Here is a 13,618-nt window from a genome sequence, read left to right as displayed (position 1 = left end):
CTCTCCTTTGCTGTCATTTGCGGGTTTTTGTCAAACGACCACGATCGTTTCGACAAAAGGTGTGCTCATTTGCTGAAGGAATCGACAAACGGAATCACCAATAATAAAATACACGACACGTTTGTCTCGGCCCTGAAGACAATTCGTGATCGAATTCGAAATCAACCATAGTATGGGATGTCTAGGGCCGATTTATTTGGGGGAAGGGAGAGGAAAACAATGGTTCGTTTATGGGGAAAACGGATGTGGATGACAAAACGTGCGTATGAGGCGGTCGTTTTTCAAACGCCGCGCCTTGGGGAAACGAGAGGCTACCGGCAAGTATGCCGGTTGACGGTGACAGCGGCTGGCCACGATGAGGCGCTCGCGATGTTGTATCGAATGTTCAATATAGCTGACTTGATGCCGAAAAACTGCCAAGCCCGGTTTATGGGAACAGGGGACATTGTGCTGATTGACGAGGGTCGCAGAGGGCAGACGTACTATCGCCTTTGTCCGGATGGCTGGAAACGGGTCGAACGCCAGCTAGTCTGTTGACGGAATATTCAAAAACATAGTCGCCGGCTGGCGGGAGGAGATGGTATAATATGAATAAAGCCCGGCGGTTTAGGGAACGGATAAGAAAGGAAAGGGGGGCGGATTCGATGGAACATGACGACAGGCAGCGCGACATGCCAACGGTGGCGCCGGGCATCGACGATGATGAGGAGCTGAACGAGAAGGCGACGAAAGAGGAAATTGAGCGCGGGGAGTATACGAGAGTCGTCACGCTCGCTTGGGACGAAGCCGAGCCGTCGGCCTCGCGATAGAAACCCTTGTATAGCACAAGGGTTTCTGCAGTTTGTCACGATTCTGGATTGTCGTGGTGGCCCGGACCGTTTTTCCGGCCGCCGGCGGCGGAATATTCTTTGGCATGCGCCTCATCTTCCGCGATCAATGCTTCTTTTGGAATATGGTTGTTCTTTTTCTGCCCGTTAATGCGGTTGCGGTGTTTTTTGCCCATCGTTTTCCCTCCTTGAACCGTTGTCGTCGTTAGTGTATGAGGTTTGGCGGCGGTTCATCGGCGGAAAATGTTTGCAGGCGGCATCGGGCGAATGCAGAAGAAGAAAAAGGGGGAAGGGAGCGAAACGATGGCCGCACTGGCGTTATCGCTGCTCTTATGCGTTATCTCGATCGCTGTATTGCTTTGGCTCAAAGGGCAAGTTGAGCGGCTCTTGTTCCGTTGGAGGAGCGTTCCGTTTCTCCATGCAATCAACGTCGCCGCCGTCGCTGCCATCGTCGCCGCTGCGTACTATCGGCTTAGCGGCATCGACGTGTACTTGCGCGATTTGGCCGACATCAACGGGTTTTGGTACGTCTTTGTCGGCGCGATGCAGCTCGTCTTGCCGTTGTATTTGTTTTCCTGTTGGCTCATCAACAGGCGGCGCGAGCGTGAGAAAAAATATACGCGCAGCAAAGACAAAAAGGTGCTGTATATCAATGAGCGGTATTTGGCGCGCCGCCATCGGAGCGATGATCGTCGCTCCAAGACGTCATAAAAAGGGAGAGACGCTCTCCCTTAAAATTTTGTCTTTTCCTTTTTCGATGTGGACGGTTGGTTGTTCGATTTGGACGACGGATTTGTTTTGTTGGCGTATTCGACCGCTTGTTCGAGTTTCTTTTTCATGAGCCTTTTCCTCCTTTCCCCGTGGTGCGGGCACAAATAGTATGCCCGTTCGCCGCCCTAGCTACTCGAAGGAAGACTGCCATTTTCCGCAAACATATGATATGATAAACGAGGGCATGGCCCGACAACGATCGTTCAAACGAAAGGAGGAATCCCGTTGAGCGTACATATCGGAGCGAAGGCAGGGGAGATCGCGGAGCGCATTTTGCTGCCGGGTGATCCGCTGCGCGCCAAATACATTGCCGAAACGTTTTTGGAAGGAGCGGTATGCTACAACGAAGTGCGCGGCATGCTCGGGTTTACCGGGACGTACAAAGGGGAGCGCATTTCCGTGCAAGGGACCGGCATGGGCGTGCCGTCCATTTCGATTTATGTGAACGAATTGATTCAAAGCTACGGCGTAAAGACGCTCATCCGCGTTGGAACGTGCGGGGCGATTCAGCCCGAGGTGCGCGTCCGCGACGTTATTTTGGCGATGAGCGCGTCGACCGACTCCAACATGAACCGGCTCATTTTCCGCGGCCGCGATTACGCGCCAACCGCTGATTTCCATCTGTTGCGGACGGCGTATGAAGTAGGGTTGGAAAAAGGGCTGGCGCCGAAAGTCGGCAATGTGTTCACCGCCGACATGTTTTATAACGATGAGCCGAACTGGGATGTGTGGGCGCGCTACGGTGTATTGGCTGTTGAAATGGAAACGGCGGCGCTTTATACGCTGGCAGCGAAATTCGGCTGCCGGGCGCTGTCGGTACTGACAGTCAGCGACCATATTCTCACCGGAGAAGAAACGACGGCTGAGGAACGGCAAACGACGTTTAACGAGATGATTGAAGTGGCGCTTGAAACAGCGATCCGCAATGGCGCGTGATTGTGCTGCCGGACGCTTGGACCTGGGAAAACAGAAAAGGGGAAGGAACATGAAACAGCGATGGCAAGCGGCGTTGTTCGTATGCTTGCTGCTCGCAGGCTGCCAAATAGGGGAAAGCGGCGGCAGCGGTGCGCCCGGTCCATCCGAACAGCCGCCGGAACGGACGGCGCCGGCTAGCGGTTCTGAATCGGAAAAACCCGCCCCAAGTCCGGTCGATCCCGATTTGCAACTTGAGGCGAAGTATTGGAACATCATCGAAGTGCAAAATGGGCAAAAACTGATTATGAACCCTGACAACATTTTGGTGCTTGTCAATAAAGAACAATCGCTTCCGCCCGGCTATAAGCCGGCAGATCTAGTCGTTCCGCGCGTGCCGTTTTCGTTTACCGACCCGAAGGCGGAAAAGCGGCATATGCGGGCCGAGGCGGCTGCGGCGCTTGAGGAGATGTTTGCCGCCGCCCGCCGCGACGGCGTTGAGCTTGTGGCGGTGTCCGCTTATCGGTCATACGAGCGGCAGCAGGCTCTTTTTGCCGAAGAAGTGCGGCAAAAAGGGGAGGAAAAAGCCGTTCAAGCGGTCGCTCATCCAGGGCAAAGCGAGCACCAGACGGGGCTGGCGGTCGACATCAGCAGCCGTTCGGCCGGATATCAGCTGACGGAAGCATTTGGCGCCACGAAGGAAGGGCAATGGGTGGCCGCCCATGCACACGAGTACGGATTCATCATCCGCTACCCGAAAGGGAAGGAAGCGGTGACCGGATACAAGTATGAGCCGTGGCATCTCCGCTACGTCGGACGGAAGGCAGCCGCGGTGATGAAAAAGCGCAGTTTGACGCTTGAAGAATATTTCAAAGTGGTGAAAAAAGTGTAAAAACGGCGCCTCGTTGTGAGCGCCGTTTTCTTTCTGGCTATGTTTCGCAGCAAAAGACGCAATAGCCAAGGTGGTCGCCGAATTGCGCCGTCATCTCTTGGTGAATCTTCCACATATTTTCCATCTCCGGTGTCGGCGGAAAGACGAGGATGACAGGTGTTCCGTAGCTTGGCGCTTCGACTGCGGCTGTGTAGGAAAACTGGCGGCAGCGGAAGCCGTTTTGTTCCAGCGCCTCTTTCCACTCGGCCGGCGTCATCAATCTCTGGAAGCCGTAAAAGGCGGCGACTCTCTTTTGCTCGGCGGCGGTCAATCGCTCATGGCACGCTTCAATGCCGATGAACAGGCCGCCTTTTTTGAGCACGCGATGGATTTCGGCGAGCGCGTTCGGCAGTGAAACGAAAGCGAGCACTGATTCAGAAATCACGACGTCAAACGTCGCAGTGGGAAATGGCAGCGCTTCGACTGAGGCGCGGTGCAGGCGGACCGGGGCAACCATGGCGGCAAAGCGCTGCCTTGCTTTGGCGATCATCGTCGGGTGAATGTCAATGGCGGTGACATCGGCTCCGTACCGTTCAGCGATATAAGCCGCCGTCTGCCCAGTGCCGCAGCCGACGTCAAGCACAGTCGTCGAGTGATCAATCTGGAGTTTACGTAAGATTTGTTTTGTCAACTCAAAGCCGCCTGGATGAGCGCCATCGATCCCCATGTCCGCTAACCAGTCTAAATATGCAGACATATGTTCCTCTCCTTTTTTTGCTCCGATTTGCTTTATCATACGCAAACACGCTCAATTTTGCCTTTAGACAAAAAAATTTGCTTATCCCTATACTTATGAAGAGAGGAAATTTTCTTGCTGTAGACCCAACCGGCCTTAAGCTGATACACTGATACGTGCAAGAATGTGATGGCTAGGTTGGTGAAGAACGTGAATTGGAAACAAAGGGCCGAGGCGGGCGCGCTGCTGAGCATTTTCGTCTATCTTCTTCTCTCAGCCGGCAAGCTGCTGGCTGGGGCGGCGTTCAGCTCGGATGCCGTGAAGGCGGACGGTTGGAATAATTTGAGTGATATTATCGCTTCCTTGGCAGTCTATATCGGCATGAAAATCGCTAAAAAACCGCGGGATGACAACCACCCGTACGGACATTCGCGCGCGGAGAACATTTCCTCGCTGTTGGCCGCCTTTTTGATGATATCCATTGGCATTGACGTGATCACGGGAGGCGTCCGGTCGCTGTTCGTCAAGGAAAAGGCAGCGGCTCCCGACGTTTTAGCGGCTGTCGTTGCGCTCGCCTCGGCGGCCGTTATGATTGTCATTTATGCGGTCAACCGCCGGCTGGCGCGGCGGACAAATAGCATGGCGTTGGCGGCCGTGGCCAAAGACAATTTATCGGATGCGCTCGTGAGCATAGGCGCCGCCATCGGCATCGTCGGTGCGCGGCTCGAGTGGCCATGGCTTGATCCGCTGGCGGCGCTTGTTATCGGCGCACTCATTTGCAAGACGGCATGGGAAGTGTTTATGGAAACGGCGCATACGCTGACCGACGGCTTTGACGAACAGCAGCTTGCTGTTTACAAAGACGAAATCGCGGCGGTGAGCGGCGTGCGCGATGTCGCCGACATTAAAGCGCGCATGTTAGGCAACGACATCGTGCTGGAAGTCACGATTCGCGTCGACTCGCATTTGACAGTGGCAAAAAGCCATGAAATCGCCGATGAAGTCGAGCGTTTGATGCGAAACCGGCATAACATCCAGGCGACGCACGTCCACGTGGAACCGGAAGCGGCGCGCTGACCAGCTTTGGGCGCCTCGGCGGGGCTGTCTCGCTTTGCGCGGCCAATAACGGCTTTGTCGGAGCGTGGAGCTATGCGGCGAGAAGGAGATGTTTTTCAGCCAACAAACCGTTGCCACTGGCTTGTTTTTGGCGGCGGGTGGGGAGTAGTTTTGCGGCAAACAGCAAACAATAACAATTAAAATCGTTTGCATGGAAAGGACGTCAGTCTATGGCCATCGAGCAGAACTTTCGTTTAACGGTTGACGGAACGTACAAACGCCATGCGCCGGCGGGCAGCCAGTCGTGCTGGCTCCATTTCACCGCCGCCGCCAAGCCGGATTTGGAGCGGCTTCTTTCTTCGCTGTCCGTTCACCCGCTTGCCCAACAGCGGCTGATGAACGGGACGGACATTCCGGCGTTTGACGAATACGAAGGAAGTTTCTTCTTATCGTTGTTCATCGTCCGCCCGTCCGGTTGGACGGCAAACGTCCGTCTGCTTGCTGCCGACCGGTATATGATCAGTTATATGGATGAAGACGATCCGCTGATCGGCCATGTGAAAGAACGGTTGTTGGATCATCGCGATCAGGCGCTCTATCCCGGGTATGTGCTGTATCATTTTTTAGACTTGGCCGCCATCCGGTTTTTGCAAGTCATCGACCAAATCGCCGACCGCATTCAGGCGCTTGAACGTCAAGTGTTTGCGACCCCGTTTGCCAACGAAATCGGGCGCGAGATTTATCGGATGAAAACGCATCTTCATGAGCTGCGCCAAATCGCCGAGGCGCAGGAAGAGGCAATAAAAACGATCCGCCACGCGGATTTGCCGTATATCAACGAAGAGACGAATCCGTACATTGAGGAAGTGGCGTCGCGATTTGGGCGCGTGACGGCTGCGCTCGATGCGTTTAAAGAATCGTTGTCCGCCATTTTCGATTTGCAGTTGTCGCTCAAATCGGACCATATGAACGTCATTATGAAGACGTTGACATTAGTAAGCGTCATCTTTTTGCCGATGACGTTTATCGCCGGTGTATATGGCATGAACTTTGCCTTCATGCCGGAGCTGAAATGGAGATACGGCTATCCGTTTGCTTTGCTGCTCATGGCAGCCGTCGCTATGCTCATCGCTCTCTACTTTAAGCGAAAAGGCTGGTGGGGAGAGACGGGAACGAAAGAAAAATAGGCGTTTTTCCAGAAATTTAGGCATTCGCCCAGCCGTTTGGGCGGGCGGGCGCATATGATGGCCCGTGAACCGATGAAGGAGGTGCCCGCCGTGAGCAGTTTCGTCAGCAACGGTTATACGGTTGTCATCGCCCTGTTCATTTTACTGATTATTGTTGGCTGTGCCTGTGTCGCTTGGTGAGCGGAAAAATAAGCGGCGGCCAACCGGGCCGCGAAGGGGACGGGCGGATCGTATTCAGTTGCGCCCCTTTCTTCATTGGCCGCCGCGTCGAACGATGCGAGCGTGTTTTTTGATGGATAAAGTAAAGCTGCGGCGGTATAATGGAACAGAAATGATCCAAGAGAAAAGGGGAAGACGACGTGGGGCATTGGAGCGAAGAAAAGCAAGGCATCTTGTATACTGCTGCTTCGTATTTATTATGGGGAGTATTGCCGCTTTACTGGAAGTTGCTGGAAGAACGTCCGGCACTTGAAATTTTGGCGCACCGCATCGTTTGGTCGTTCGCATTTATGGCCATCCTTTTGGCGGCGACCGGACAGCTTGGCGCCTTTCGCCAGGAGCTTCGGGGGATGCACCGCCAGCCGGCCATGGTGTGGGGGATCGTCGCCGCCGCTGTGCTCATCAGCGCCAATTGGTTTATTTACATATGGGCGGTGAACCATCATCATATTGTTGAGACCAGCCTCGGCTATTATATCAACCCGCTCGTCAGCGTGGCGCTCGGAACGATCATATTGCGCGAGCGGCTGAGCGTTGGGCAGTGGGCCGCTGTTTTTCTTGCCGCTGCCGGCGTGGCGGCGATGACGGCAGAATACGGCTCGTTTCCATGGGTCGCCATATCGCTCGCGCTGACGTTCGGGTTTTACGGGTTAGTGAAAAAACTGGCCAACGTTGACTCAGCCATCGGCTTGACACTCGAAACGATGGCCGTCATGCCGCTTTCAGCCGTTTACTTATTATGGGTGTACAACGAAACGCCAGCCCTCGTCGAGACGGCGGCGTGGTGGCAATGGGCGCTGCTGGCTGGGGCTGGTCCAGCGACAGCTGTGCCGCTTTTATATTTCGCCAAAGGGGCGAAGCGCGTGTCGATGACGACACTCGGCTTTTTGCAATACATTTCGCCGACGATCAGCCTTCTTCTCGGTGTCTTTTTGTTCGGCGAGCCGTTTACGAAAGCACATATTTATGCATTTAGCTGCATTTGGGCGGCGCTTATTTTGTTTTCTGCCGTCCAAATCAAGCGGGCGCCGGGGCGAAAAAAATGGAAGCGAAACTCGCTGCAGGCGTAGCGGCGGTCCGAGGGACGAGCCGCTTTTTTTTTGTCATCTGCGCGGCAAATACCCATTTTTGCCGAAACATCTAACCATTTCTTCGTCTTCTGAATAGTTTACTAGTACAACAACGAAGGAGGTGCTGGCAAATGGGTGCAGCTTACGGCGGCGGATTTGCGTTGATCGTCGTTCTGTTCATCTTGTTGATTATTGTCGGATGCGCATGTGTCGGTGGTTGGGTGTACTGATGCCTCTTACTTGCTAGCAAGGAGGTGACGAATATGCCATATGGCTTGTACGGCTGGGGCTGGGGCGGCTATGGCTTCGGTTATCCGGGCTGGGGCGGCTACGGCTACGGCTTCGTGCTGATCGTCGTCTTGTTTATTTTGCTCATCATCGTTGGGGCGACATGGTGCTAAACAGTGATGGGCCAAGCGGGGGAAACGGCCAGGCGACGGCGGTTTCCCCCGCGTTTTTTTGTGAACAGGCAGGAACAGTGAAGGGGAACGGGGAAATAATAAAAGAAACGGCAATGGAAAACGCATGGAGGGACGAGAAAATGAAGCACATTTCGAAAGACATCGTCGCGACGTTTTCGATCGTCGCGTTCGATCCGGCGACTGGGGAGCTTGGCATCGCTGTTCAATCGAAATTTTTAGGCGTTGGTGCGGTCGTGCCGTGGGCGAAAGCGGGCGTCGGAGCAGTGGCGACGCAGTCGTACGCCAATACGTCGTACGGACCGCGCGGCCTAGAATGGATGGCGAAAGGGAAATCGGCGCAAGAAACACTCGAGTTGCTCATTGGCGACGACAGCGAGCGCGATTTGCGCCAAGTCGGCATCGTTGATGCGAAAGGACGGGCGGCGACATTCACCGGAGAAAAATGTTATCCGTGGGCGGGCGGCATCACCGGCCCGAACTACGCGGCTCAAGGCAATATTTTAGCCGGCGGGGAAACGGTGCTGGCGATGGGAAGAACATTTGAGCAGACAAAAGGCCCGCTCGCCGAGCGGTTGTTAAAGGCGCTTCAAGCCGGCCAGGCGGCAGGGGGAGACCGTCGCGGGCAACAGTCGGCTGCCTTGCTCGTCGTGAAGGAAGGTGGGGGATATGGCGGCTTCAATGACCGTTATATCGACTTGCGCGTTGATGATCATCCGCAGCCGATCGAGGAACTCATTCGCTTGTATCAATTGCGCCAGCTGTATTTCGAGAAGCCTCGTCCTGAAAAGGTGGCGGCGATGGAAGGCGCCGTCAAGGAAGAGGTGGCCGCCCAGTTGGTCCGCCTCGGTTATTTGTCGAAAGAGCGCGCGGCAGACAGCGAGGCGCTTCATGAGGCGCTGACCGTGTATATACATACAGAAAACTTTGAGGAGCGCGAAGTGGAAAAAGGAAAAATCGACCTCGATGTGTTGGATTATATGAAGCAGCAGCCGTCGCCAAAGGCGGCGGACTAAGCGGCCGTCGGTTGTCAAACCGGAACGCCCCGGATCAATCGTTTCAATGCTTGAAGGAGGAAGGGGATCCCGTCATGCTCGGGATGTCCCCTTTTTGTTTATGGATGCTGCCCGGGCCGATCCGCCTTAAGAGGCGAGCGGCGCGCGCCCGCTGCCATGCCTGCGCCAAACGGCCCGCAGGCGAAAGCTGAGAAACAGTGCGCCCGCTGCCAATCCGGCGATCAGGCCGATCCAATAGCCGAACGCTTCAGCATTCGTCCATAGCGCGAGCGCGCAACCAAGCGGAAGCCCGACGCCCCAATAAGCGACAAGGGCGGCCCAAAAAACGGCGTTCACCTCTTTATAGCCGCGCAGCGCCCCTTGAATCGGAGCGGCGATGGCGTCGGAAAACTGGAAAAAGATTGCATACAACAAAAACTTCCCGGTCAGCGCCGCCACGTCCGGATCGTTTGTATACAGCCGGGCGATATGGCCGCGGAAGGCGAAAAGGAACAGCGCGGCAGCCGCCGCGACGGCCAAGGCGAGGGTGATGCCGATCAAGCAATATTGTTTCGCATCTTCATAACGGTTGGCTCCCGCCTCGAAACCGACCGCGATTGTCAGCGCCATCGATAAGCTAAGCGGAATCATATACAACAGCGAAGCGAAGTTGAGGGCGCTTTGATGGGCGGCCACTGTTTCCGCTCCAAACCGGCCGACAAGCAACGTGACGGCGGCAAAAATGCTCGTTTCAAAAAAGATGGCCGACCCGATCGGCACCCCGGTTTTCAGCAGCTCTTTCCATGCGGCCCATGACGGACGGTAAAAACGGACGAGCACGCGATATGGAGCCAAGCGGCGAAATTTCAAGGCGGCAAAGGCAGCGGCCGCGAAGCAGTACGCATACGTGATCGCCGTCGCATAACCAGTGCCGATGCCGCCAAGGCGTGGAAACCCGCCGTGACCGTAAATCAACAGCCAGTTGAACAGCACGTTGACCGGCAAGGCGGTCAGCGTAATCCACATCGTCACTTTTGTCTGCCCGAGCGCATCGATGAAATAGCGGAGCACGGAATAAAGGAACAGTGGGATGATCCCGAACGACAACGCGAACAAGTAATGAAAGGCGATATGGCGGACGCCTTCTTCCAACTGCATCCGGCCCAAAATGAACGGCAAGGCGGCGGCGCCGGCTGCGATGATGGCGAGGGCGATCGCAACAGCCAAATAAAGCGCTTGGGTGACGGTGCGGGCGATGTCCTCATGCCGTCCGGCGCCGAAATGATGGGAGACGATTGGAGACAGGGCGAGCAAAATGCCGCCGACCCCTGTGAATATCGGCACCCATAAGCTTGAGCCAATCGCCACGCCAGCGAGGTCTTCGGCGCTCGCATGACCGGACATGGCGACATCAACAAAGTTCATGGCATATTGGCCGGTTTGCGAAACAAAAATGGGAAGAAACAAGGCGAACAGGCGCCGCCATTTGCCGTTGGGCGGAGCGGTCGTTGCCATAATGGCCCTCCTTTTCCGTGATAAAGTTACACATTGTTCTAAATCATCAATTTCTCCGCTTCCGAAGCCGGGATGGCCTCCCCCCTCTTCGGAAGCGGTTTATGACGAAAGAAACGGCGGCTGGATGCAAAGTGGAAATTCGATCAAAAAACACGTACCGCACGTGTCGCTTTGCACTTTCATCGTCCCGCGATGCAGTTCGACGATTTTTTTCGATAATGACAGGCCGAGCCCGGTTCCCGTTTCCTTCGTTGAAAAAAACGGATCGAAAACATGGTCGATGACCGACGGCGGAATGCCGGGCCCATCGTCGCAGAAGCGAAGCTGAACGAGATGGTTGATTTTTCGGCTGCAGATCGACACCGTCATCGTTTTCGCCACTTTCGCTTCCACGGCGTTGCGAAATAAGTTTAAAAACACTTGCAAAAGCTGGCTGCGGTCGCCGTTCATTTCGTAATCGTCAAGCTGGCCATCAAGGTCAAAATGGACGTCAACGTTATGCAACAGCGCCTCGCTCTGCAATAGGACGCCGACATCGTCGCGCAAAAAGCGGTGCAAGTTGAACGTCTCCAGTTTGACGTCGGCTGGCTTGGCGATATTCAAAAAATCAGTGATGATGTCGTTCGCCCGGTCGAGCTCAGGAATTAAAAGCCGCTCAACGAGCGAGGCGATGCGATCCGGCAAGTCGCTTTTCAACAGTTGCAAATACCCGCGCACCGTCGTCAGCGGATTGCGGATTTCATGGGCGATGCCGGCGGCGATGCGGCCGGCGACCGCCAGCTTTTCCGTTTCTTTCATCATGTTGAGCGACTGAAACATACTGATGACCCGTTTGACCGATCCATCATCGTTGTAAATAAAGCGGGTGTTGACGATGCCGTAAAACCGGTCAAGCACCTCGTGATTATAAAGCGGCTCGCCTTTTTCGAGCGACTGGAGCGTCGCGATCAGTTCATCAGGGAGCTTCAGCAGCTCGCGAATATGCTTGCCAATGATGGCGTCGCGATCCACGCCGGTGTCAACAGCCGCCTGCAAATTGCAAAGTGTGATGATCCCTTGGGCGTCGACAAAGACGATATGGTGTGGAACAAGATCGAGCAACGGCGTCAAAAAGGCTTCTACTTTTTCAAACGGCACGTCGCGATACAAGTCAATATCCCACTGCCATTCCGCTTCCTTTTCAAGGGACGGCGGAATGGCGCGAAGGTGCGGCCGGACGTCGCCGCGCTTTTTTTCGATGGCGATTCCACTTTCGTAATCGGCAAAGGTGAACGGAAACGGAAGTCTTTCAATAAGCCGCTCATAGGCGCGCAGCTTTCGCTCAAGCTCTTCGGTTTGCGGTTGTACCAATCGGTCATCCATCTTTCCCAACTCCTTAGCTGCACATCCCGTTTCTCATTTTTTACAAAAACCGCCGGCCATTGGCTACGGCGAATGTCCTATTGGCCGGCGCTCGGGCGCCCAATGTGGAATGGCCATGCCCCCAACCGGCATTAATAGGAACGGTCATCGATGTTTGCCGTCTCCACGCGGGCGAGAAATTGCTCAAGCGACTCAAGAGATGGAAAAAACGCTTGAGCTTGCCGTTCATTGCCTCCCCCTTTGCCGCCAAACGGAGCGGCTTGTTCTTTCAGCCAGTTTCCCGCATGGAGCGGGGAAGATGGAGCTTTGACAATGACGGCGCGCCAATCCGTCAAAGAGGCGAGCAGCGATGTTTTGCCGTAGCGGTCGGCGATGAGGCGGGCGATTGTTTGCAGCTCTTTCGCCCCATACTGACTGTAGCGGCCGATGACCATCCGCCCTGGCTTGGCAGCGGCACGTTCCCCTTCGACCGCAAAGACGATCCCTTCGTATTGGCGCAGCCGTTTTTCCAGCTCCTTTTTCTCGTGTTCCCATTTCGCGATCACCTCAAGCAGCTGGCCGCGGCTCGTCCCGAACCGTCCGGCGGCCGCCTGCACGATGCGGTGGGACTGTTGGTAATCAGCAAGCGCCCGCTGGCCGCAAAGGAAAGAGAGGCGCGTCATGCCGCGATGACGCTCGGCTTTTAGCAATTTGATGAGGCCGATTTCGCCCGTCCGTTTCACATGGGTGCCGCAGCAAGCCGATAAATCGATGCCTTTGATCTCAACGACACGTACATTGCCGCTCACATCCGGCCGTTTGCGAAACGGCATCCGTTCCGCTTTCTCAGGCGTCACCCAGTACGTCTCAACCGGAAGATTAGCGTAAATGAGCTCGTTGGCTCGGTTTTCCGCCGCCAACAGCTCTTGTTCAGACAGCGCTTCGATCGCCAAATCGATCGTGACGACATCGCGTCCGAGGTGAAAACTGACTGTTTCCGCGCCGAGCTGCTCGATGAAGACAGCGGACAGCAGATGTTGGCCGCTATGCTGCTGCGTATGGTCGCGGCGCCGGGCCATATCGATGGCGCACGAAACAGCGCCCGTTCCCGGGGGAGCGGGAAGGCGATGGTACACTTCCTCGTTTTCTTCAAACACTTCGAGCACCGGCAGCCCGGCGATCGTGCCGGCGTCAGACGGTTGGCCGCCGCCTTCCGGGTAAAACCCGGTTTCCGCCAATGTGACGACATACGTTTCGCCGTCTTGGCGGATACCTGTCACCGTCGTCGTCCACGCCGCGACGTCCGGCGCTGTATAGTACAACTTTTTGGTCACCACAGCTTCATCCTTTCGCGTTCCGAATTCTTTTCTTTACATATTAGCAAATACATTCATATTTGCCTATTCCGAACTTGTTTTGCATTCAAAGAACTATATTCTAAATAAAAAACCTCAACAAGAGCCGCTTAATTCGAGTTGAACCTTCATCATGAGAATTTTATTACAGAACTATGTGCTAAATAATCAACTAAAATCTAACACAACAGCAGGTCAGAAGAAACGAACAGCCTGCTCGACTGCGGGCGGCAAACAACCAATACAGTCCTGAGCAGGCAACAATTTGTCGGCGGCAAAACGTTTTGTATATAATAAAACGGGGCACAAAAGAATTGGTCGCCTTGATCAGAAAGGGTGGTTTG

At 55.0% G+C, this 13,618-nt stretch carries 17 protein-coding genes; 12 read left to right on the top strand and 5 right to left on the bottom strand.

The features are described from left to right. The first annotated feature begins 219 nt into the window (after window positions 1-219). Window positions 220-537: a hypothetical protein gene (locus tag GJ1_RS05110; RefSeq protein ID WP_066229357.1), complete on the top strand. Its 318-nt coding sequence runs from the start codon at window positions 220-222 to the stop codon at window positions 535-537. Between the two features lie 107 nt (window positions 538-644). Further along, entirely contained in the window at window positions 645-809 is a 165-nt protein-coding gene (locus GJ1_RS18585) for a hypothetical protein (protein ID WP_167346090.1), read from the top strand. Between the two features lie 35 nt (window positions 810-844). On the opposite strand, the gene yoyE is transcribed toward GJ1_RS18585, so the two are convergent. Further along, window positions 845-1,003: a protein YoyE gene (gene yoyE / locus GJ1_RS18580; protein ID WP_008879283.1), complete on the bottom strand. Its 159-nt coding sequence runs from the start codon at window positions 1,001-1,003 to the stop codon at window positions 845-847. Window positions 1,004-1,130: 127 nt separating this feature from the next. On the opposite strand from yoyE, the gene GJ1_RS05105 reads away from it, so the two are divergent. From GJ1_RS05105 to GJ1_RS05095, 3 genes are all read left to right on the top strand, one after another. Further along, on the top strand, window positions 1,131-1,538 hold the full coding sequence (locus GJ1_RS05105; RefSeq protein WP_066229453.1) for a hypothetical protein: 408 nt from the start codon (window positions 1,131-1,133) through the stop codon (window positions 1,536-1,538). Between the two features lie 285 nt (window positions 1,539-1,823). After that, window positions 1,824-2,534: a purine-nucleoside phosphorylase gene (deoD, locus tag GJ1_RS05100; protein ID WP_066229355.1), complete on the top strand. Its 711-nt coding sequence runs from the start codon at window positions 1,824-1,826 to the stop codon at window positions 2,532-2,534. A gap of 49 nt (window positions 2,535-2,583) precedes the next feature. Beyond that, complete coding sequence (locus GJ1_RS05095; RefSeq protein WP_066229353.1) at window positions 2,584-3,402, top strand: M15 family metallopeptidase; 819 nt, start codon at window positions 2,584-2,586, stop codon at window positions 3,400-3,402. 37 nt (window positions 3,403-3,439) lie between these two features. Here the strand turns inward: GJ1_RS05095 and GJ1_RS05090 are convergent, their stop codons facing one another. Further along, entirely contained in the window at window positions 3,440-4,138 is a 699-nt protein-coding gene (locus tag GJ1_RS05090; RefSeq protein ID WP_066229348.1) for a class I SAM-dependent methyltransferase, read from the bottom strand. 168 nt (window positions 4,139-4,306) lie between these two features. Here GJ1_RS05090 and GJ1_RS05085 point away from each other — a divergent pair, with 168 nt between their 5' ends. The 7 genes from GJ1_RS05085 to GJ1_RS05070 all read left to right on the top strand — a co-directional run bounded on the left by GJ1_RS05085 (window position 4,307) and on the right by GJ1_RS05070 (window position 9,084). Then, the gene (locus GJ1_RS05085; RefSeq protein WP_066229345.1) at window positions 4,307-5,194 is read left to right on the top strand and encodes a cation diffusion facilitator family transporter; all 888 of its coding nucleotides are present in this window, start codon (window positions 4,307-4,309) and stop codon (window positions 5,192-5,194) included. 209 nt (window positions 5,195-5,403) lie between these two features. After that, complete coding sequence (gene corA, locus GJ1_RS05080; protein WP_066229342.1) at window positions 5,404-6,360, top strand: magnesium/cobalt transporter CorA; 957 nt, start codon at window positions 5,404-5,406, stop codon at window positions 6,358-6,360. Window positions 6,361-6,450: 90 nt separating this feature from the next. Further along, window positions 6,451-6,540 (top strand): sporulation protein YjcZ, encoded by a 90-nt coding sequence (gene yjcZ, locus GJ1_RS17670; RefSeq protein ID WP_245629336.1) that lies wholly within the window; start codon window positions 6,451-6,453, stop codon window positions 6,538-6,540. Window positions 6,541-6,719: 179 nt separating this feature from the next. After that, entirely contained in the window at window positions 6,720-7,649 is a 930-nt protein-coding gene (gene rarD / locus GJ1_RS05075; protein ID WP_066229339.1) for an EamA family transporter RarD, read from the top strand. Between the two features lie 131 nt (window positions 7,650-7,780). Then, window positions 7,781-7,879: a YjcZ family sporulation protein gene (locus GJ1_RS17665; RefSeq protein ID WP_013145429.1), complete on the top strand. Its 99-nt coding sequence runs from the start codon at window positions 7,781-7,783 to the stop codon at window positions 7,877-7,879. A gap of 33 nt (window positions 7,880-7,912) precedes the next feature. After that, window positions 7,913-8,050, top strand: a complete 138-nt coding sequence (locus GJ1_RS17660) for a YjcZ family sporulation protein (RefSeq protein ID WP_083509945.1) — start codon at window positions 7,913-7,915, stop codon at window positions 8,048-8,050. Between the two features lie 140 nt (window positions 8,051-8,190). Next, window positions 8,191-9,084: a DUF1028 domain-containing protein gene (locus tag GJ1_RS05070; protein ID WP_066229449.1), complete on the top strand. Its 894-nt coding sequence runs from the start codon at window positions 8,191-8,193 to the stop codon at window positions 9,082-9,084. Window positions 9,085-9,210: 126 nt separating this feature from the next. On the opposite strand, the gene GJ1_RS05065 is transcribed toward GJ1_RS05070, so the two are convergent. The 3 genes from GJ1_RS05065 to GJ1_RS05055 form a co-directional block, all read right to left on the bottom strand. Beyond that, window positions 9,211-10,578 (bottom strand): MATE family efflux transporter, encoded by a 1,368-nt coding sequence (locus GJ1_RS05065; RefSeq protein ID WP_066229336.1) that lies wholly within the window; start codon window positions 10,576-10,578, stop codon window positions 9,211-9,213. Between the two features lie 99 nt (window positions 10,579-10,677). Next, the gene (locus tag GJ1_RS05060; protein ID WP_066229334.1) at window positions 10,678-11,940 is read right to left on the bottom strand and encodes a two-component system sensor histidine kinase NtrB; all 1,263 of its coding nucleotides are present in this window, start codon (window positions 11,938-11,940) and stop codon (window positions 10,678-10,680) included. Between the two features lie 131 nt (window positions 11,941-12,071). After that, window positions 12,072-13,253 (bottom strand): alanyl-tRNA editing protein, encoded by a 1,182-nt coding sequence (locus GJ1_RS05055; RefSeq protein ID WP_066229446.1) that lies wholly within the window; start codon window positions 13,251-13,253, stop codon window positions 12,072-12,074. Window positions 13,254-13,618: the final 365 nt, after the last annotated feature.

Origin of the sequence: Geobacillus jurassicus NBRC 107829 (assembly GCF_001544315.1) — a bacterium.
Taxonomy (GTDB): domain Bacteria; phylum Bacillota; class Bacilli; order Bacillales; family Anoxybacillaceae; genus Geobacillus; species Geobacillus jurassicus.
This window is presented reverse-complemented; position numbering and strand designations above follow the sequence as displayed.

What these genes read in the sequence shown, in the direction of transcription:
- GJ1_RS18585 (WP_167346090.1), top strand. Translation starts at nt 645, where the DNA reads ATGGAACATGACGACAGGCAGCGCGACATGCCAACGGTGGCGCCGGGC.
- GJ1_RS05105 (WP_066229453.1), top strand. Translation starts at nt 1,131, where the DNA reads ATGGCCGCACTGGCGTTATCGCTGCTCTTATGCGTTATCTCGATCGCT.
- corA (WP_066229342.1), top strand. Translation starts at nt 5,404, where the DNA reads ATGGCCATCGAGCAGAACTTTCGTTTAACGGTTGACGGAACGTACAAA.
- GJ1_RS05090 (WP_066229348.1), bottom strand. Translation starts at nt 4,138, where the DNA reads ATGTCTGCATATTTAGACTGGTTAGCGGACATGGGGATCGATGGCGCT.
- GJ1_RS05065 (WP_066229336.1), bottom strand. Translation starts at nt 10,578, where the DNA reads ATGGCAACGACCGCTCCGCCCAACGGCAAATGGCGGCGCCTGTTCGCC.
- GJ1_RS05060 (WP_066229334.1), bottom strand. Translation starts at nt 11,940, where the DNA reads ATGGATGACCGATTGGTACAACCGCAAACCGAAGAGCTTGAGCGAAAG.
- yoyE (WP_008879283.1), bottom strand. Translation starts at nt 1,003, where the DNA reads ATGGGCAAAAAACACCGCAACCGCATTAACGGGCAGAAAAAGAACAAC.
- GJ1_RS17665 (WP_013145429.1), top strand. Translation starts at nt 7,781, where the DNA reads ATGGGTGCAGCTTACGGCGGCGGATTTGCGTTGATCGTCGTTCTGTTC.
- GJ1_RS05110 (WP_066229357.1), top strand. Translation starts at nt 220, where the DNA reads ATGGTTCGTTTATGGGGAAAACGGATGTGGATGACAAAACGTGCGTAT.
- GJ1_RS05095 (WP_066229353.1), top strand. Translation starts at nt 2,584, where the DNA reads ATGAAACAGCGATGGCAAGCGGCGTTGTTCGTATGCTTGCTGCTCGCA.
- GJ1_RS05085 (WP_066229345.1), top strand. Translation starts at nt 4,307, where the DNA reads ATGGCTAGGTTGGTGAAGAACGTGAATTGGAAACAAAGGGCCGAGGCG.
- GJ1_RS17660 (WP_083509945.1), top strand. Translation starts at nt 7,913, where the DNA reads ATGCCATATGGCTTGTACGGCTGGGGCTGGGGCGGCTATGGCTTCGGT.
- GJ1_RS05070 (WP_066229449.1), top strand. Translation starts at nt 8,191, where the DNA reads ATGAAGCACATTTCGAAAGACATCGTCGCGACGTTTTCGATCGTCGCG.